Genomic DNA, 17,220 nt, shown 5'->3' with positions numbered 1-17,220 from the left:
TTCCTCTCAATCTTGCTCTGTCATCCAGTTTTCGACTTTTTGGCGGACGGTATCGGCGGCAGCGGTATCCTTAGCGATTAAAAGTAGGCTGTCATCATCGGCCAGCACACTGAAAATCAGCTCAGAAAAATCTTCCAGTAAAAAACGTTTAATCAGGCGGCTGTTCCCAGGAACAACGGTAAGGTAAAGCATATGCTCCAAACCCGATGTATGCTGAGAAACCGACAGGATAGTACTTTTTATCGGTTTAGGGGGCGGGCTGACACTTTGATTGCTGTCCTGAGATATACCGTAAATATAGGGGCCTTTTGACGAAGGAATTTTGATAATCCCAATCTCATTCATATCACGGGAAATCGTCGCCTGAGTGAGGCGCAGACCTTCAGCAGCCAAGAGTTCCAGCAGGTCGTGCTGGGTTTCGATTTCATTGGTTAAAACAATTTTTTTAATCAGTTCTAGACGTTCACTTTTCTTCATGTTTGCTAAATTCCTTATGTGCTTGCTCTGTTACTTTTGGTATCGCTCCTGCCACCCGATTGACTGGATTTGCAGCCTTCTGCAAATAGGCTAAAAACTCGATATTCCCCTGACCGCCCTGAATGGGAGAAAAGTCAAGTCCGGATATAGTAAAGCCGCCGGTTAAGGCAAAATCTGTGATTGTGCTTAAGACAGCGGCATGCACAGTCTTGTCCTTTACGATTCCCTTTTTGCCTACTTGGCTGCGGCCCGCTTCAAACTGAGGTTTAACCAAAGCTACAACTTGCCCTCCATCTGCTAAAATGGCCTGCAAGGCCGGTAAAATCAGCTTTAAGGAGATAAAACTGACATCGATGACGGCAAGGTCTGGTTCTCCTTCTGTAAAATCGTCCGGCAGGGCATAGCGAAAATTATACTGTTCCATACTGCGCACGCGCGGATCCTGACGGAGCTGCCAGACCAGCTGATTGCGGCCGACATCAACGGCATAGACCAGCTGCGCACCATTTTGCAGCAGAACGTCGGTAAAGCCGCCGGTAGAGGCACCAATATCCAGAGCTATTTTATCCTTGACATCAATTGCGAAAACCTGCAGGGCTTTGGCCAATTTCAGACCGCCTCGGCTGACATAAGGCATTTTTTCACCTTTACGTATTAACTGTATGTCGGCCTCTATTTTTTCGCCCGGTTTGTCAAAACGCTGACCGTTGTCAGCAGCCAGGACTAAACCAGCCATCACAGCACGTCTGGCCTGTTCGCGTGTATCAAACAAGCCCTGCCTATAGGCCAAAACATCCACTCTTTCTTTAGGCATCAAGCTTTAACCTTTCTATGGTTTTTAAGACTTGGCCGGCAGCAAAGCCATTCTTCTCCTCCAGATTGTAAAAAATAGTCTCTACTTCTGCCAAAGTTTCCTCCAAAATTCGGTAAGACTGATCCAGCCCTAATAGACTGGGATAAGTTGCTTTTTCGGCAGCCAGATCCTTTTGGGGAGTCTTTCCGATTTCCGCAAAGTCAGCCGTCACATCTAAAATATCATCACGCACTTGAAAAGCTAAGCCTGTCAGGGAGCCAGCCTTGGCCAGTTCTGCCTGTACATCATTTTTCGCATCTGCTATCAGACCTGCAGCGACAAAAGGAAAAGCCAGAAGTTTCCCAGTTTTATTCGCATGAACAGTTTGCAGTTCTGACAGCCTGAGCTGTCTTTTTTCCCCCTTTAAATCCAGCATCTGCCCGCCGACCATACCACAGCTGCCGGCAGCAGCTGACAGCTCATAAATCAGAGAAAGCTTGGTTTTTTCCGGTAAATCTGCGGCAGCCAGTAAACCAAAAGCATCCAGAAAAAGACTGTCACCAACCAAAATAGCTGTCGCCTCATCAAACCGTTTATGGCTGGTCAGCTGACCTCGCCGGTAATCATCATCATCCATTGCAGGTAAATCATCGTGCACCAAGCTGCCGGTATGAATCAGCTCCACACTGGCAGCAACTTGGTAGTGACTGTCAGTCAGAGACAGCCCGAAGCCCTCAAGTATCTGCAGCAGTAAGACAGGCCTTAGCCTCTTACCGCCGGCTTCCAGAGAATAAAGAAGAGCCTGAGATAAGTCTGGGGATACAGCCCCCTCTTGATAATAGGATTGGATAGTCTGATTGATTTTAAGAATTTTATCCATTAGGCATCCATCTCTTTTTCTGTTCCGTCAGCCTGCATGACTTTGACCAACGTTTTTTCTGCATCCTGCAGCGTTTTTTCCAGCTGTTTTGACAAACGCATGCCTTCCTGAAATTCAGCAATGGCAGTTTCCAAAGGAACATCCCCATTTTCCAGTCTGCTGACAATGGATTCTAAATCCTTAAGATTTTCTTCGAAGGTTTTTTCATTTATTTTCTCTTTATTTGACATCTCTTACCTCAACTTCTAAAAGGCCGTCCTTCAGTTCAACCTGCAGCTGATCGCCTTTTTTGACAGTTTGTACACTGACTACAAGCTGCTTATCTTTTTGAACAAGGGCATAGCCGCGTGCAATAATCCGTTTGGTGTCCAAGGACAGAAGGGCAGCCTGAGCTTTTTCAAATTTAGCTGCCTGAGCTTCATAAAGTGCAGTCGTCTTGCTCATAAGCAAGCGGTTAAGCTGCTCCAGCTTTTCTTGATAACGGCCGATTTTTTCACTTAAGCCCACAGACTGCAAGCGCTGCTTGAGCAGACGCTCTGTCTGCAAAGTTTCTTTGTACTGCTGCTGCACAGCGGCCGACATAGCAGCAGTCAGCCTGTCCAGCTGCTGCATTTGGCGGTCATAAAGACGCTCCGGCTGTCGAAAAACAACTGAATGGGTCAGTGCTGCCAATCTATCCCTCTTTTGCCTTATCTGCCTGCTGACAGCCTGATAAGCCCTCTGCCTGTTTTCTGACAGCCAAGAGACAAGATCGGTCTTTGTGACAGGCGTTGCCAACTCAGCTGCAGCTGTCGGTGTTGCTGCCCGCTGATCCGCTGCAAAATCCGCCAAAGTCGTATCGGTTTCGTGACCGACACTGGAGATAACCGGCAGGCGGGAAGCAAAAATAGCTTCAACAACAATTTCCTCATTAAAAGCCCAAAGGTCCTCAATCGAGCCGCCCCCGCGGCCAACAATGAGCAAGTCTAAGTCAGATCGCTCATTAGCTGACCGGATATTAGCTGCAATCTCCTGGCTGGCTCCTTCTCCTTGCACTTTGGTAGGAAAAAGGAGAAGCTCTACGCCAGGAAAACGTCTGGACAGAGTTGTAATGATATCTCGGATAACCGCTCCGCTCGGACTGGTAACCACACCAATCTTTTTAACAAAGCGCGGCAGCTGCTGCTTATGTTCTGCAGCAAAATAACCGGCTGCTGTCAGCTTTTTTCGAAGCTGCTCAAACTGGACAGCCAGAGCTCCCAGACCATCAGGCTCTGCTTTTTCAATAATAATAGAATAAGAACCGCCGGGTTCATAAAGCCGAATGCGTCCAATGACATTGAGCTGCATGCCCTCTTCTAAATCAAACCCAAGCTTTTTAAACTGACTGGCCCACATGGTAGCCTGAATAACAGCCTTGTCATCTTTTAAGGAAAAATACTGATGAGCCGGCCGCTTTCGAAAATTAGAAACCTGACCAGTCAGATAAACCCGCTCTAAATAAGGATCCCTGTCAAATTTCAGCTTCAAATACTTAGTTAAAGACGATACGGATAAGTAATCTGCCATAAGTTCTTCCGGCACGGCAAAAGCAAAACATTTATAAGGAAAGGCAGAAACACTGACCTGCTCGTTCCCACATCATAAACTGCTTTTTGCTGTGCCCAAAGCCTTTCTTTACATTTATAAATAGGTAAAACCATTATAGCATTTTTGCAGAAAAATAGCAGAAAAGGCGGTAAAAAGAGTTAAGCAGCCGGCAGACATCCCAAGGGTTGCTTTATACTTTTACTGTAAGTTCTGATTTCTTAATATAAAAGCCTGATTGCCTATGAACGACAATCAGGCTGAGCAGTAAAATCAAATCATTTTAGAGCCGACAAAGCCGGTATTAATAATTTTTCATTGACAGTTTTTTCATAGCTCCCGGCAGTTCCTGACTGATACGGGTCGGCAGAACAACATAAGCTGTTTGGCTGAGCTGATCGGCAATCGCAGAGTGCAGATATGCTGCAGCAGCTGCTGCAGCAAAGGAAGAAACAGAAAACTGAGCTACAAAACCGGCAATCATACCGGCCAAGGTATCTCCCATACCTCCTGTTGCCTGATAAGGACCGCCGACAGTCAGCTCGCCGACTTGGCTGTCCGGGCCGTAAATCACCGTTTGATGAGACTTAGCGACCAGTACCGTCTGAGAAGGAAAATGAGCCAGTGCTGCCCGATTTTCATTGGGCGTCTGTTTTTCAACTGCAAGACCGGACAGCCGTTCCCATTCTTTCTGATGAGGGGTCAGAATGAGCTTTTGCGGCAGGAACTTGTAATCTTCTTTTTCAGCCAGCAGATTCAGCGCCGACCCGTCAATAATTAAAGTCTGCTGCGGACCGATTCCATTCAAAACCTTCTCAAGACTGCACCGAGCCAGATAATCTTCTCCCAAACCCGGACCAATCAAGACCACATCTGCACGCAACAGCTCCTGTTGGAGCTGTTTTTTATCTGCCATAGTAAAGGCCATCGCCTCTGGGAGCTGACTGTGCAAGGCCGAAATCGTATTCTGATCCGTCGCAACAGAGACTAAACCGGCGCCGCTATTAACACAAGCGCAGGCTGCCATGATGACCGCTCCGCTGTAAGGAGGATTTCCTCCCACCAAAAGAACACGGCCAAAAGTCCCCTTATGGCTTTTAAGGGGACGAGGCTGGACCACTTCTTCAGCAAAACTCCGATCAATAATCATATGGCATCACACTTCTAAGCGCCGCTTGATAGGTTTGTTCCAGCAGCATGGTAATCGTCATAGGACCCACTCCTCCAGGGACCGGCGTAATCAGACTGGCTGCTTCTGCAGCCTGTTCAAACTGAACATCACCGATAAGCTTACCGCTTTCGCTTCGATTCATACCGACATCAATCACTACCGCTCCATCTTTGATAAAATCCTTGGTCACAAAGTGGCCGCTGCCGATTGCAACAATCAGAATATCAGCCTGTCTGGCCATGTCGGGGAGCTGTCTGGTTCTTGAATGGGTCAGCGTCACTGTTGCATTTTTATCCAAAAGGAGCTGGGCCATAGGCTTGCCGACAATGTTTGAACGGCCGACAATCACAGCGTGCTTGCCTTCCAGCTCAACTTCATACTCATGCAGCAGCTCCATAATTCCAGCCGGAGTACAAGGCACCATGCCCGGACGGCCGCTCCACAGATGACCGGTATTCATCGGATGAAAGCCATCAACATCTTTGTGCGGGTCAATAGCCAGTATAATTTTTTTATCATTAATATGCTGCGGCAGAGGAAGCTGAACCAGAATACCATGAAAAGCCGGGTCGGCATTGTAGAGATTAATAATTTCAATCAGCTCCTCTTCACTGGCTCCCTCGGACAAGCGGATTGTCTCACTGCGAAAACCAGCTTTAAGAGCAGCCTGTTCTTTATTTCTCACATAAATCTGACTGGCAGGATCGTCCCCAACCAGAATGACAACAAGACCCGGAACTAAATCGTATCTGCTTTTCATTTGTTTCACTTTTTCAGCCAAAGCAGACTGCATTTTCAAGGCTAAAGCCTTACCATCAATAATGTTTGCCATATAAACTCCATCTCATTTTTTTCTATTATATCAAAAAACAGCACCTGAAACACTTGCTTTCTGAAAAAGTATTTGAAAGGGCTCTTATCCTTTAGATTAGGCAGTTATTTCGATCTTTGTCCGGCTGCTTTTTGCATTTCCTCCTTCACCGGGCAGGAACAGTCACAGTCCCCGCAAGACCCTTTCTGTCTAATATAACGGCGCAAACTCATCCATACGGCCCAAATAATCAGACCGGCAATAATCACTGTTGACATCTTTTCACCTTTCCAAGCTATTCCTGTACCATTCCCAAATTATCAATGCTGATTATCTTTTCTTTAAACTGCCGAGGTTTTCTGCTGACAAAGTACAGCAGCAAACACAGTAAAACCATAGCGACTATACTCCAAGCTGATAAGGGCTGACCATAAAAGAGGACAAGCCCAAACTGATAGATCATCAAACTGACCGCATAAGCCAGCCCTGTTTGAAAACCGATGGCCGCAAGTGTCCATTTCAAAAGCCCCATCTCCCGTTTAATAGCCCCAATCGCAGCAAAACAAGGGGCACACAGAAGATTAAAAGCCAAAAAGGAATAAGCAGCCAGAGAACTGTAATCGCCTTGCAGACTTTGCCAAAGCTGACGGCTCCCCTCTTCTGCTCCGGGATTATGATAGAGCACCCCAAAAGTTGCGACGACTGTTTCCTTGGCAGCAAGACCGGTTAGCGCAGCAACTGTTGCCTTCCAATTACCAAAACCAAGAGGTGCAAAAACCCAGGACAGCGTATGACCCAGACCGGCTAAAATGCTCTTCTCTGCAGATACAGCCTGCAGAGAAAAATTATAGGAAGAGGTAAACCATATGAAAACAGTCAGGGTGAAAATAATCGTTCCTGCGCGTTTAATAAAGCTTAAAGCCTTACCAAAAGCATAGCGGAAGACAGCCGTGATTTTAGGCAGATGATAAGCTGGCAGTTCCATAATAAAAGGACTGGCATAACCGCCTAAAAGGCGTGTTTTCTTAAGGGCAATTCCCGATAAAATAATAGCTCCGAAACCTAAAAAATAGGCACTGGGCGCAATCCAAGGGTTGCCGGGGAAAAAGGCACCGGCAATGAGGGCAATAATTGAGAGTTTGGCCGAACAAGGCATAAAAGTTGCTGTCATGATTGTAATACGGCGGTCGCGTTCATTTTCAATTGTCCGGCTGGCCATAATTCCCGGAACTCCGCAGCCTGTTGCAATCAGCATAGGAATAAAAGATTTTCCGGACAGCCCGAAACGCCTGAAAATCCGATCCATAACAAAAGCAATCCGACTCATGTAACCGATATCTTCTAAAACTCCCAGACAAATAAACAGCACAAAAATTTGAGGCAAAAAACCCAGAACGGTTCCTACACCGGCGATAATCCCATCAACAATCAAATCAATCAGCCAAGCCTCTACATGCAAGTAAGCAAGAAAAGATGCTGCAGCAGATGGAATATAGTCCCCAAAAAGGACATCATTGACCCAATCCGTGCCAATTGTCCCTACTGTTTGAATAGATAAATAGTAGACCACAAACATGGCCAAAGCAAAAATAGGTAAGGCCAGCAGCCGGTTTGTAACGATTTTATCAATCTTATCAGACAGGGTCATTTTAAAATGGCTGTCCTGACTTTGAGCCATCTTGCTGACACGTTCAATAAAAGCGTAACGCTCATTAATAACAATGGTTTCTGCGTCTTCTGTAAAAATATCTTCTGTTATCCTGATGATATCGGCAATTTCGCTCTTTTGAAAATCAGATAAATCCAGCTCTGCCATAACCAGCTGATCTCGTTCAAAAAGTTTAATAGCATAAAAACGTTGGGAAGCTGTCGGCACAGTATTCCCCAGCACCTCAATAATTTGTGCGACAGCCGCCTCAAATTTGCTGTCATAGAGTGGATACTGAATTGTCTCAACACTTGCTTTAGTCATCTGGCAGGCTTTATTCAGAGCCTTAACCGTGCCAGTATTTTTTAAAGCGCTGGTAGCTACAACCGGAACTCCCATTTGATAAGACAGTTTTTCCAGATTAATCGTTTTTTTCTGCTGCTTCAGAACATCGCTCATATTAAGAGCAATGGTGACTGGAATCCCCGTTTCAATCAACTGAGTGGTCAGGTAAAGATTTCTCTCCAGATTTGTCGCATCCACAACATTTAAAATGCTGTCAGCCTGATGGCTCAGCAAATAATCTCTGGCTACCTTTTCCTCAGGACTGTAAGGTGACATGGAATAAATACCGGGTAAATCCTGCACACTTATCTCTTTATTCCCTTTTGCCCTGCCGCTCTTGCGCTCGACAGTGACTCCCGGCCAGTTTCCCACATGCTGATTTGTCCCTGTCAGCAGATTAAACAAGCTGGTTTTACCGCTGTTGGGATTGCCAATTAACGCAACTTCAGTCATCTTGTCTCCTTATCATTTAATTTAACCACACTGATCATCTGTGCTTCTGATTTTCTCAGTGTCAGTTCATAGCCTCGCAGATTAAGTTCAAGCGGATCGCCAAGCGGAGCCCGCTTTCTTAAATAGACTTTTGTATGGCGGGTCAGCCCCATATCCATTAACCGGCGTTTAGCTTCACCAACTGTATGAATATCAGCTATGTAAGCAGATTCCCCTGCCTTTAGCTGCGATAAGGGAATCTTTAACTGCTTATTCTCTATTTCAGCTACATTAATTTTACTTAAAATAGAAGCATCAAAAGCAAGGCGGCTGGACTTTAACATCACTATCGCACTTGTTTTCGTTTTAGAAACCAGCTCCAGTCGACCCCCTACCTTTACCCCTAAGTTAGACAGATATCTGACACTTTCTTCAGGCAGATCAATACTAATAATTTGATAAGGAACTCTGACAGTGCCATTTTTCAAAATCAATTGACTCATCCCCCCTTCTGCAGTTTAAAACTCAAAAAACGCCAGAAATATCAAGCGTTTTTTATTAGTCGTCATAAAACTTTGCTTAAAAAGTCCCGTGTCCTCTCTTCCTGAGCTGCTTCAAAAATCGCTTCCGGTTTCCCTTCTTCAACAATGATCCCCTCATCCATAAAGAGAACACGATCCGCAACTTCTCTGGCAAAGCCCATCTCGTGGGTTACAATAGCCATTGTCATACCCGATTTTGCTAAATCCTGCATAACAGACAGAACCTCTCCTACCATTTCCGGATCAAGAGCTGATGTGGGCTCATCAAAAAGCAGGACATCAGGATCCATCGCTAAACTCCGTGCTATAGCAATCCGCTGCTGCTGGCCGCCGGACAAACTGGCCGGGTAGGCCTCCGCCTTATCCTGCAAACCAACTCTTGCCAGCAGTTCAAAAGCCTTTTCCTTTGCCTTATCACCGGCCAACCCTTTAGTTTTAATGGGAGATAAGGTAATATTTTCAAGCACTGTCATATTTGGAAAAAGATTGAACTGCTGAAAAACCATACCCATCTTTTCCCGCATCTTAAAGATATCATTGCTCTTATCCGTAATATCCACACCTTCAAAACTGATTGTGCCTTTAGTCGGCAGCTCAAGAAGATTCATGGTGCGCAAAAAGGTGGATTTCCCCGATCCGGAAGGTCCGATAATCACAACGACTTCCCCCTGTTTGATATCCAGATCAATCCCTTTCAGCACTTCGTTTTTTCCAAAATATTTATGAAGATTCTTAATTGAAATCAGTGTTTCTGCCATCAGTCCTTACCTCCCTTGTCCCATCCGGTTCTCCAGTCTTTTAACCAGAGCCGACATGACTGTTGTCACCATTAAATAGTAAAAAGCAGCGAACAAAAGCGGGCTGACTGGCAAATAGGTCGCCGTCACAACCGACTGAGCGCCGTTCCACAATTCCATAACGCCGATAGTCTGTAAAAGCGAGCTGTCTTTAATAATTGTAATAAACTCATTCCCCAAAGCCGGAAGGATATTTTTAAAAGCCTGCGGCAAAATAACATAACGCATAGCATTCACCGGACGAATACCCAGCGAATATGCGGCTTCAAGCTGACCTTTAGGCACAGCCTCAATCCCTGCCCGTACGATTTCAGAAATATAAGCTCCGCTGTTAAGAGACAGGATAATAATCCCCGGAAGCAGACGGGAGAAATCCAAATCCAGCACACCAAAGCCGATTGTCGGTACATGGCTGAAATGCATCCAGGCAAAAGCAATCATAATCTGCACAACCATTGGCGTACCGCGAAAAACCCAAACATAGAAACTGGCTAGCCAGTCAAATACCTTTATATTAGTGCGTTTGAGCAGGGAAACTAAGATACCGATAATTGTCCCAAAAAATACCACACAGGCTGAAATCATAATGGTCACTAAAACACCATAATTAAAATAAGCCCAGTAGGTCGGCAAAAACGAAAAATCCATTATCTTCTCCTCTATACTGTCATTTTGTTTTATTATACCATTAATTGAATAAACATACAATCCACCAAATAATGACGGAATAAGAACTGTCTAGTTTTCAAAAAGTATTTTCTCAGAGAAATAAGCAAGCAGCGCCTTATACTGACAGACTTTTTCAAACAGGAAAACCTACCCAGACTGGTACCTTAAGAGCTGACCGCACCCCTCTAGCCGTTCTGGCAGGGGGCGTCTGCGAAATCAAAGATTTCGGACTTACCGTCAGCCGTAGCCGTCTGAAGGCTTTGTCGTCCTGCGGCCGACCGCACCCTTCTAGCCGTCCTGGCAGAGGGGCGTCTGCGAAATCAAAGATTTCGGACTTACCGTCATTTTTGCTTTGCTCTTTTAACGGGCTTTGTATCTTGATGAATTGAACACGGCCTAAAATCTTAGTGAAAAAGATGGCTGTCAGCGTGATGCCAGCATCACTTGCCATCCCCTATTTTCATACAGATTTTTATACGGCCTTTGTATCTTGCTAATTGAACATGGTCTAAAATCCCAATGAAAAGGGCCGGAACAAATGTTCCGACCCTTGTTTATGGTTTAATACAATAAGTCATAAATTTCCATTGCAATAAGATCAATACTATCAAATGAGTAGGTCTCATGCGCTTCAACATCACGTAAGGTAAAAACCGGACCAGCCTCTGGCTCATTACTGAAAGAGACTTCTGCGACAACAACACCATCGCGTTCAAAATTACGTTTAAGATTGGCACCATCAGTCGCCATTAAATCAAGACGATTGATAATTCTCACTAAGTGTGATTCCATGACTATTCTCCTATAAGTTTATTATCCTTTATTATTTTAACATAAATAAGCCTAAACTCACAGGAAAAGATGCTCTCTTTTATCCTTCTTTTAAGGAATAGTACATTATAGCTTTGATTGAGTGCAGACGATTCTCTGCCTCCTGAAAAATAATGGGACTGTGCTTTTGGAAAATGTCGTCTGTAATTTCCAACTCAGCAAGGCCGTATTTTTCATAGAGACTCAAGCCAATCTCTGTTTTACGGTCGTGAAAAGCTGGCAGACAGTGCATCACAACAGTATTAGTTTTACCTGTTTTTGCAAGAAGTTCTGCATTGATCTGATAGGGCAGCAGCAAGTCAATCCGCTCCTTGAAATCAATCTCTTCTCCCATAGATACCCAAACATCTGTATAGAGCATGTCGGCTCCCTCAACAGCTTCAAGCTCATCTGTAATCTTGATAAGAGCCCCGTTATTATGCTGCTCAGCAAGCGCAACAATTTCCTTTTCCGGCTGCAGTGAAGCGGGGGCAATAATCGTAATATTAACTCCTAAAATAGCTGCTGTAACCAAAAGCGAGTGTGCCACATTGTTGCGGCCATCACCTACATAAGCGATATGCAGACCCTCTAAAGAACCAAAGACTTCTTTTAAAGTCATAAAATCAGCAATCATCTGGGTCGGATGCCATGTATCAGTCAGACCGTTCCAAACAGGCACTCCGGCATAGCGAGCCAAAGTTTCCGCATCTTCCTGTTTAAAACCACGGTACTCAATGCCATCAAACATTGAACCCAAAACTTTAGCCGTATCAGCAACAGACTCCTTGCGGCCAAGCTGGATTTCATCCGAACCAAGATAAGTAACATGCATACCTAAATCCTGTCCGGCGACAGTAAAGGCCGACCGTGTCCGTGTGCTGGTTTTCTCAAAGATAAGAGCAATATTGAGGCCTTCTAAATAATGGTGAGGGGTTTTCTCTTTTTTTAGCTGTTTAAAATGAAGGCTCAAATCAATCAGCTCCAAGAGTTCTTCTTTACTGAAATCAACCTCTTTTAAAAAAGATAGGGGTGCATTCATTGCTTTTCTCCTGTATTTTTATACAATTAATTTTACATTATTATACATTTTTTGGCAAGTTTTTTTGAGAAAAAATTTTTTATCACTCTCATGGATAAAGTGCTAAATTTTTTAAACTTTTTACTTGAATTCTTTTTATGGGGTGTTATAATATGAATATAAAGTTTGACCATCTTTGACTAAACAAGGTTAAACGAATTGAAAATGACAAGGGAGGTTATTTTATGCTCTGTCAAAATTGTAATCTAAATGAAGCAACCATTCACTTATATACAAATGTTAATGGTAAGCAAAGACAAGTTGATCTGTGTCAGAACTGCTACCAAATCATGAAAACTGACCCTAACAATACGATTTTAGGTGGTCTCAACAAACAGCCTCAGGATCAAAGCAATCCAGGCAATCCGTTCTTTGATGATTTCTTTGGCGATTTAAACAATTTCCGAGCCTTCAACGGGCAGCTCCCCAACACGCCTCCTACACAGGCTGGGGGCGGCCGAGGCGGAGGCGGCAATAACGGACGGCCGAATGGTCCGCAAGTTCAGCAGCCAAACGGCCTGTTAGAAGAATATGGTATCAATGTCACTGAAATTGCTCGCCGAGGTGATATTGACCCTGTAATCGGACGCGATGAAGAAATTGTCCGGCTCATTGAAATCCTCAATCGCCGCACTAAAAACAATCCTGTGCTTATCGGTGAGCCCGGGGTCGGTAAAACAGCTGTTGTTGAAGGTCTGGCTCAAAAGATTGTTGACGGCAATGTTCCGCAAAAACTGAAAAACAAGCAGGTTATCCGCCTGGATGTGGTCAGCCTTGTTCAAGGAACAGGTATTCGCGGCCAATTTGAAGAACGCATGCAAAAACTTATGGAAGAGATTCGCAAGCGTCAGGATGTTATCCTCTTCATTGATGAAATTCATGAAATTGTCGGTGCCGGCTCTGCAGGTGACGGCAATATGGATGCTGGAAATATTCTCAAACCGGCTTTGGCTCGAGGAGAGCTGCAGTTAGTCGGAGCCACCACACTTAAGGAATACCGCATTATTGAAAAAGATGCTGCTCTGGAACGCCGGATGCAGCCGGTTAAGGTAGACGAGCCTTCTGTTGCTGAAACCATTACTATTCTTAAAGGTATCCAAAAGAAATACGAAGACTATCACCATGTTAAGTACAGCGATGATGCTATTGAAGCTGCTGCTCTTCTTTCAAACCGTTACATCCAAGACCGCTTCTTACCAGATAAGGCCATCGACCTGCTTGATGAATCCGGTTCTAAGATGAACTTAACCTTGAATTTTGTTGATCCTAAAGAAATCGATCAGCGCCTGACTGAAGCAGAAAACCTGAAAGCACAGGCTACACGTGATGAAGACTATGAACGGGCTGCTTATTTCCGCGATCAGATTGCCAAATATAAGGAAATGCAAAAACAAAAGGTTGATGAGCAGGATGTCCCTGTTATCACTGAAAAGACGATTGAAGCCATCGTTGAGCAAAAAACGAATATTCCGGTCGGGGATTTAAAAGAAAAAGAACAGTCACAGCTTATCAGTCTTGCTGATGATTTAAAAGCCCATGTTATCGGTCAGGATGATGCTGTTGAGCGAATTGCCAAGGCTATCCGCCGAAACCGGGTCGGTCTAGGAACACCTAACCGCCCTATCGGTTCTTTCCTCTTTGTCGGTCCTACCGGTGTCGGTAAGACAGAGCTCTCCAAACAGCTGGCAATAGAACTGTTTGGATCGGCAGACAGCATGATTCGTTTTGATATGTCGGAATATATGGAAAAGCATTCTGTTGCTAAACTGGTCGGAGCCCCTCCAGGTTATGTCGGCTATGAAGAAGCCGGACAGCTGACAGAACAGGTCCGCCGAAACCCTTATTCACTGATTCTGCTTGATGAAGTTGAAAAAGCTCATCCGGATGTACTGCATACATTCCTGCAAGTCCTTGACGACGGACGCTTAACAGACGGACAAGGCCGGACAGTCAGCTTTAAAGATACTATCATTATCATGACTTCAAATGCAGGTACCGGCCGCACTGAAGCCAATGTTGGTTTCGGAGCAGCCCGAGAAGGACGGACTAATTCTGTTTTGGGAGAGCTCAGCAATTTCTTCAGCCCGGAATTTATGAACCGTTTCGATGGTATCATTGAATTTAGAGCGCTTGATAAGGACAACTTGCTGCACATCGTTGATTTGATGCTCGATGATGTTAATGCTCGGCTCAGCCACAGCGGGATTCATCTTGATGTCACCGATAAGGTAAAAGAAAAGCTGGTTGATTTGGGCTATGATCCAAAAATGGGTGCTCGTCCGCTTCGCCGCACAATTCAGGAAAACATCGAAGATGCGATTACAGATTATTACCTGGAAAATCCAACCGAAAAAAATCTTAAGGCAGTCATGTCCGGCAATGGCAAAATCGTGATTAAATCTGCCAAAAAAGTGGAAACACCAAGTGAAACTGTCTCTGCTGAATAAAAAGCATTCATTCTGACAAACAGAAAATCCCGCTCTGGATTGGGAACATTCTCAATCCAGAGCGGGATTTTTTCTTAAATTAGCTAATGCTGACAGTAATCTAAAGATAAGCAGTTTGAACATCAAACAGCCGCAGACATCTTGTATGCAGAAATAGGTTAGAAGCGATTGGGAAGCAAAATCTTTGTTGCCCCCTTCTAGCCGTCCTGACAGGGGGCACAGACGAAATCACAGACTATTTTCCTTTTGCTCTTTAAACGAGCTTTGTTTCTTGGTGAAATTAAACACGCCCTAAGAGCTGTGCAAAAAAGACAGCCCTCCCCTTAAGTCTTTAGTGACTCGGCGGTCAGGCTACTATTTTTGCTTTGCTCTTTAAACGAGCTTTGTTTCTTGGTGAAATTAAACACGCCCTAAGAGCTGTGCAAAAAAGACAGCCCTCCCTTAAGTCTTTAGTGACTCGGCGGTCAGGCTACTATTTTTGCTTTGCTCTTTAAACGGGCTTTGTTTCTTGGTGTTATTTTGTTTTTTCCAAAATCAGGACGTCTTTTGTTGATGCTGCTGTTTCTGTATAGCCTTTTTCCATATAAAGTTTAACGATAGTAGCTTCTGTCGTCGTTTCCTGATTTTCTACAGTTGAGCGTGGGGTTACAACTAAATCGACGGAAGAATCGAACTCTTGATTGTTATGATAAAAAATATCATAAAGTTCTCGAGTTCTGCGCAAATCAACAGTATAAGAGTAATGCGCCAGTATTTTTTTCTCTTCAGGCAGTGCAGCTAAAGTCTGGTGGATAGCAGTAAATTTATCCCGATTTTGCTGGTAATACAGGATATCTTTGTACCAGCTGCCTGTGTAACTGTAAAGAATCGCTGAGGAAAACAGCAAAGCTGTCAGAATAAAGGATAAAATTCGTTTGGAAACTGTAAAATGTGTCTGCCCCTTCTCCTGCCAATCAATAAAGAGACCTTCCAAAGCCAATAAAGTCATGAAGTAGACCAAAACAGTACTGCCGTAACTGTACTGAAAACCAAAATCGGTTTGATAATCATAATTTGACAGCAGATTAATAGCTACCAGAGGCAAAAGCAGAAAATAATTCTCCCATCTCTTTTGCATTAAAGGCAAAAAGGCCAACCCGCTAAATAAAAGGAAAAGATACTGTAATTTATGCTGGGTGAAAAAACTGGCAAAAATGTAGGTAGGATTCAGAAAAATTGTTTTAAAAGCCCCCCACAGCCCGTCTTGTCCGTCCAGCAGATCGAACCGGCTGACCAAAAGTCCCTCTCCATAGTGCGTTAAGACAAAAACGCTGAAAGCAAAATAAAACAAAGGAAAAAGCAGCTGCCAGAAAACAAGAAAAGGCTTGGATCCAGAAGATTGAGAAAAACGGTTCTGCCAAAGAAAATACAGGCCGACTGCAAAAACATAAATGAAGGCATCTTCTTTAATCATCAGTGTCAGCAAAACCACCAGCAGCAGCCGCCAGCGCCACTGCTTAATATTCGCATAAATCAGCCAAAGCAGACAGGGAACCAAGAAGCAATTTTCATGCAGGTGATAGGAGCCGGCCGTTGTCATTGCCGGTGTCAGCATAAATAAAAGCAAAAGTAAAGGTCGGGCAAAATCAGGTAACTGTAGGTGTTTTAACAAGAAATACAGCGGAATAACCCCTGAAAATACAATCAGAACTTGCAAAATTTCCAAAGTTTCAAGATAAGGAAACAAGCTGTAAACAGGCAGCATAAGGTAATAAATGGGGGAAATATGCACGGCAAAATGTGACAGGAGCCTGTCTCTCTCCAAGGTTGTCATGGGTGTCAGGCTGCGACGCATACTCTCAAACATCTGCGAGAAGATACCAATATCGAAGGTTGATACCGACAGCGTTTTTGCTTTATATGCAACAACCAAACATAGATAAAAAACATAAACCAGACCGATAAAACCAACTAAGCGGTAGAGCTGCTTTTCTTTATTGGCCAACGAAAAGAGTCCCTTTTTCAGCTTTTCTCCAGCGCCATTCAGTAAAAAATAGGCACACAGGGCGTAAACACCCGCCAAAAACAGAAGCCAAAGCTGGTTGCTGTCCCATTTCTCCGCCTCAATAACAAAATGCTTAAGATCTACAGACAGGGGATGATAGAGACGGTAAAGCATCAGAGGGAAAGTCAGCAAAAGACTGGCAGGAATAATATAAGAGAGACTTTCCTTAGTTAAAAACAGCTTGAAATAGGCTGCCAGCCCCAAGAGGAAGAAAGCGCAGAAAAGCAAGGGGGAAGGACTCTTATAAATACCTAGAACCAGATAGACAGACATAAGTCCCGTAAAAACAAGATTGGGGTTAAATGCAGCAAATCGCATACTCAAATAGCCCTGTCCCAGACTGAAGGCTAAGATAAGCAGAAACACTTCTGCTACAGAAAGAGCCGGCAGAGGCTGCAAAAAAAGTGCATCTGCAGAAAGTAAAAACATGCTCCAAACAGCATAGAGCAAATAGGCATTTACCAGATACAAAAGCCAAGTCATCAGCGTCTTTCTTTCAGTGAAATAGTTAAACATCTAGTCTCTTCTCCATAACAATCTGCTTATTCTTAAGCCCTTTGCCGGTGAAATACCGCTTCCTCATAAGGATTAAAGGACTGACCTAAGCGAAATTTTTCAAATCCGAAAATATTTCTCTGTTCGGTTTGTAAATGACAAGCAGGTTGACCGTTTATAAAAATATTTTCTCTTTATTTTACCATTTTTCT

General features: G+C 44.1%; 16 protein-coding genes. 1 reads left to right on the top strand and 15 read right to left on the bottom strand.

Annotated elements, in window-relative coordinates; genetic code table 11:
* Positions 1-6: 6 nt before the first annotated feature.
* The 14 genes from AB3329_RS03830 to argF all read right to left on the bottom strand — a co-directional run bounded on the left by AB3329_RS03830 (position 7) and on the right by argF (position 11,983).
* On the bottom strand, positions 7-477 hold the full coding sequence (locus AB3329_RS03830; RefSeq protein WP_368394423.1) for an arginine repressor: 471 nt from the start codon (positions 475-477) through the stop codon (positions 7-9).
* Positions 464-1,291 (bottom strand): TlyA family RNA methyltransferase, encoded by an 828-nt coding sequence (locus AB3329_RS03825; RefSeq protein ID WP_368394422.1) that lies wholly within the window; start codon positions 1,289-1,291, stop codon positions 464-466. The genes AB3329_RS03830 and AB3329_RS03825 overlap by 14 nt, the downstream gene beginning before the upstream one ends.
* Complete coding sequence (locus tag AB3329_RS03820; protein ID WP_368394421.1) at positions 1,284-2,150, bottom strand: polyprenyl synthetase family protein; 867 nt, start codon at positions 2,148-2,150, stop codon at positions 1,284-1,286. The genes AB3329_RS03825 and AB3329_RS03820 overlap by 8 nt, the downstream gene beginning before the upstream one ends.
* Entirely contained in the window at positions 2,150-2,380 is a 231-nt protein-coding gene (locus AB3329_RS03815) for an exodeoxyribonuclease VII small subunit (protein WP_368394420.1), read from the bottom strand. Before AB3329_RS03815 ends, AB3329_RS03820 begins: the two co-directional genes overlap by 1 nt.
* Complete coding sequence (xseA, locus tag AB3329_RS03810) at positions 2,370-3,698, bottom strand: exodeoxyribonuclease VII large subunit (protein WP_368394419.1); 1,329 nt, start codon at positions 3,696-3,698, stop codon at positions 2,370-2,372. Before xseA ends, AB3329_RS03815 begins: the two co-directional genes overlap by 11 nt.
* A gap of 322 nt (positions 3,699-4,020) precedes the next feature.
* On the bottom strand, positions 4,021-4,866 hold the full coding sequence (locus AB3329_RS03805; protein WP_368394418.1) for an NAD(P)H-hydrate dehydratase: 846 nt from the start codon (positions 4,864-4,866) through the stop codon (positions 4,021-4,023).
* Positions 4,856-5,719 carry a bifunctional methylenetetrahydrofolate dehydrogenase/methenyltetrahydrofolate cyclohydrolase gene (locus AB3329_RS03800; protein ID WP_368394417.1) on the bottom strand — a complete coding sequence of 288 codons (864 nt, stop codon included), beginning with the start codon at positions 5,717-5,719 and terminating at the stop codon, positions 4,856-4,858. The genes AB3329_RS03805 and AB3329_RS03800 overlap by 11 nt, the downstream gene beginning before the upstream one ends.
* A gap of 104 nt (positions 5,720-5,823) precedes the next feature.
* Positions 5,824-5,976, bottom strand: coding sequence for a FeoB-associated Cys-rich membrane protein (locus AB3329_RS03795; protein ID WP_368394416.1), 153 nt, complete (start codon positions 5,974-5,976; stop codon positions 5,824-5,826).
* Positions 5,977-5,993: 17 nt separating this feature from the next.
* Positions 5,994-8,144, bottom strand: a complete 2,151-nt coding sequence (feoB, locus tag AB3329_RS03790) for a ferrous iron transport protein B (protein WP_368394415.1) — start codon at positions 8,142-8,144, stop codon at positions 5,994-5,996.
* A complete protein-coding gene (locus AB3329_RS03785) occupies positions 8,141-8,617 on the bottom strand; it encodes a FeoA family protein (RefSeq protein ID WP_368394531.1) in 477 nt (158 codons plus the stop codon). The genes feoB and AB3329_RS03785 overlap by 4 nt, the downstream gene beginning before the upstream one ends.
* Positions 8,618-8,688: 71 nt before the next feature.
* Positions 8,689-9,423 carry an amino acid ABC transporter ATP-binding protein gene (locus tag AB3329_RS03780; protein WP_368394414.1) on the bottom strand — a complete coding sequence of 245 codons (735 nt, stop codon included), beginning with the start codon at positions 9,421-9,423 and terminating at the stop codon, positions 8,689-8,691.
* 6 nt (positions 9,424-9,429) lie between these two features.
* Entirely contained in the window at positions 9,430-10,110 is a 681-nt protein-coding gene (locus AB3329_RS03775) for an amino acid ABC transporter permease (RefSeq protein ID WP_368394413.1), read from the bottom strand.
* Positions 10,111-10,692: 582 nt separating this feature from the next.
* Entirely contained in the window at positions 10,693-10,923 is a 231-nt protein-coding gene (locus tag AB3329_RS03770; RefSeq protein WP_067063289.1) for a YkuJ family protein, read from the bottom strand.
* Positions 10,924-11,002: 79 nt separating this feature from the next.
* Positions 11,003-11,983 (bottom strand): ornithine carbamoyltransferase, encoded by a 981-nt coding sequence (argF, locus tag AB3329_RS03765; RefSeq protein WP_368394412.1) that lies wholly within the window; start codon positions 11,981-11,983, stop codon positions 11,003-11,005.
* 224 nt (positions 11,984-12,207) lie between these two features.
* Here argF and AB3329_RS03760 point away from each other — a divergent pair, with 224 nt between their 5' ends.
* Positions 12,208-14,469: an ATP-dependent Clp protease ATP-binding subunit gene (locus tag AB3329_RS03760; protein ID WP_368394411.1), complete on the top strand. Its 2,262-nt coding sequence runs from the start codon at positions 12,208-12,210 to the stop codon at positions 14,467-14,469.
* Positions 14,470-14,983: 514 nt separating this feature from the next.
* On the opposite strand, the gene AB3329_RS03755 is transcribed toward AB3329_RS03760, so the two are convergent.
* Positions 14,984-17,029 carry a DUF2079 domain-containing protein gene (locus AB3329_RS03755; RefSeq protein ID WP_368394410.1) on the bottom strand — a complete coding sequence of 682 codons (2,046 nt, stop codon included), beginning with the start codon at positions 17,027-17,029 and terminating at the stop codon, positions 14,984-14,986.
* Positions 17,030-17,220: the final 191 nt, after the last annotated feature.

It is taken from the genome of Streptococcus huangxiaojuni, from assembly GCF_040930515.1.
Classification (GTDB): Bacteria; Bacillota; Bacilli; order Lactobacillales; family Streptococcaceae; genus Streptococcus; species Streptococcus huangxiaojuni.
Note: the sequence above shows the minus strand (reverse complement) of the source record. Positions and strands in the feature narration are given on the sequence as shown.

What these genes read in the sequence shown, in the direction of transcription:
- AB3329_RS03830 (WP_368394423.1), bottom strand. Translation starts at nt 477, where the DNA reads ATGAAGAAAAGTGAACGTCTAGAACTGATTAAAAAAATTGTTTTAACC.
- AB3329_RS03825 (WP_368394422.1), bottom strand. Translation starts at nt 1,291, where the DNA reads ATGCCTAAAGAAAGAGTGGATGTTTTGGCCTATAGGCAGGGCTTGTTT.
- AB3329_RS03820 (WP_368394421.1), bottom strand. Translation starts at nt 2,150, where the DNA reads ATGGATAAAATTCTTAAAATCAATCAGACTATCCAATCCTATTATCAA.
- AB3329_RS03815 (WP_368394420.1), bottom strand. Translation starts at nt 2,380, where the DNA reads ATGTCAAATAAAGAGAAAATAAATGAAAAAACCTTCGAAGAAAATCTT.
- xseA (WP_368394419.1), bottom strand. Translation starts at nt 3,698, where the DNA reads ATGGCAGATTACTTATCCGTATCGTCTTTAACTAAGTATTTGAAGCTG.
- AB3329_RS03805 (WP_368394418.1), bottom strand. Translation starts at nt 4,866, where the DNA reads ATGATTATTGATCGGAGTTTTGCTGAAGAAGTGGTCCAGCCTCGTCCC.
- AB3329_RS03800 (WP_368394417.1), bottom strand. Translation starts at nt 5,719, where the DNA reads ATGGCAAACATTATTGATGGTAAGGCTTTAGCCTTGAAAATGCAGTCT.
- AB3329_RS03795 (WP_368394416.1), bottom strand. Translation starts at nt 5,976, where the DNA reads ATGTCAACAGTGATTATTGCCGGTCTGATTATTTGGGCCGTATGGATG.
- feoB (WP_368394415.1), bottom strand. Translation starts at nt 8,144, where the DNA reads ATGACTGAAGTTGCGTTAATTGGCAATCCCAACAGCGGTAAAACCAGC.
- AB3329_RS03780 (WP_368394414.1), bottom strand. Translation starts at nt 9,423, where the DNA reads ATGGCAGAAACACTGATTTCAATTAAGAATCTTCATAAATATTTTGGA.
- AB3329_RS03775 (WP_368394413.1), bottom strand. Translation starts at nt 10,110, where the DNA reads ATGGATTTTTCGTTTTTGCCGACCTACTGGGCTTATTTTAATTATGGT.
- AB3329_RS03770 (WP_067063289.1), bottom strand. Translation starts at nt 10,923, where the DNA reads ATGGAATCACACTTAGTGAGAATTATCAATCGTCTTGATTTAATGGCG.
- argF (WP_368394412.1), bottom strand. Translation starts at nt 11,983, where the DNA reads ATGAATGCACCCCTATCTTTTTTAAAAGAGGTTGATTTCAGTAAAGAA.
- AB3329_RS03760 (WP_368394411.1), top strand. Translation starts at nt 12,208, where the DNA reads ATGCTCTGTCAAAATTGTAATCTAAATGAAGCAACCATTCACTTATAT.
- AB3329_RS03755 (WP_368394410.1), bottom strand. Translation starts at nt 17,029, where the DNA reads ATGTTTAACTATTTCACTGAAAGAAAGACGCTGATGACTTGGCTTTTG.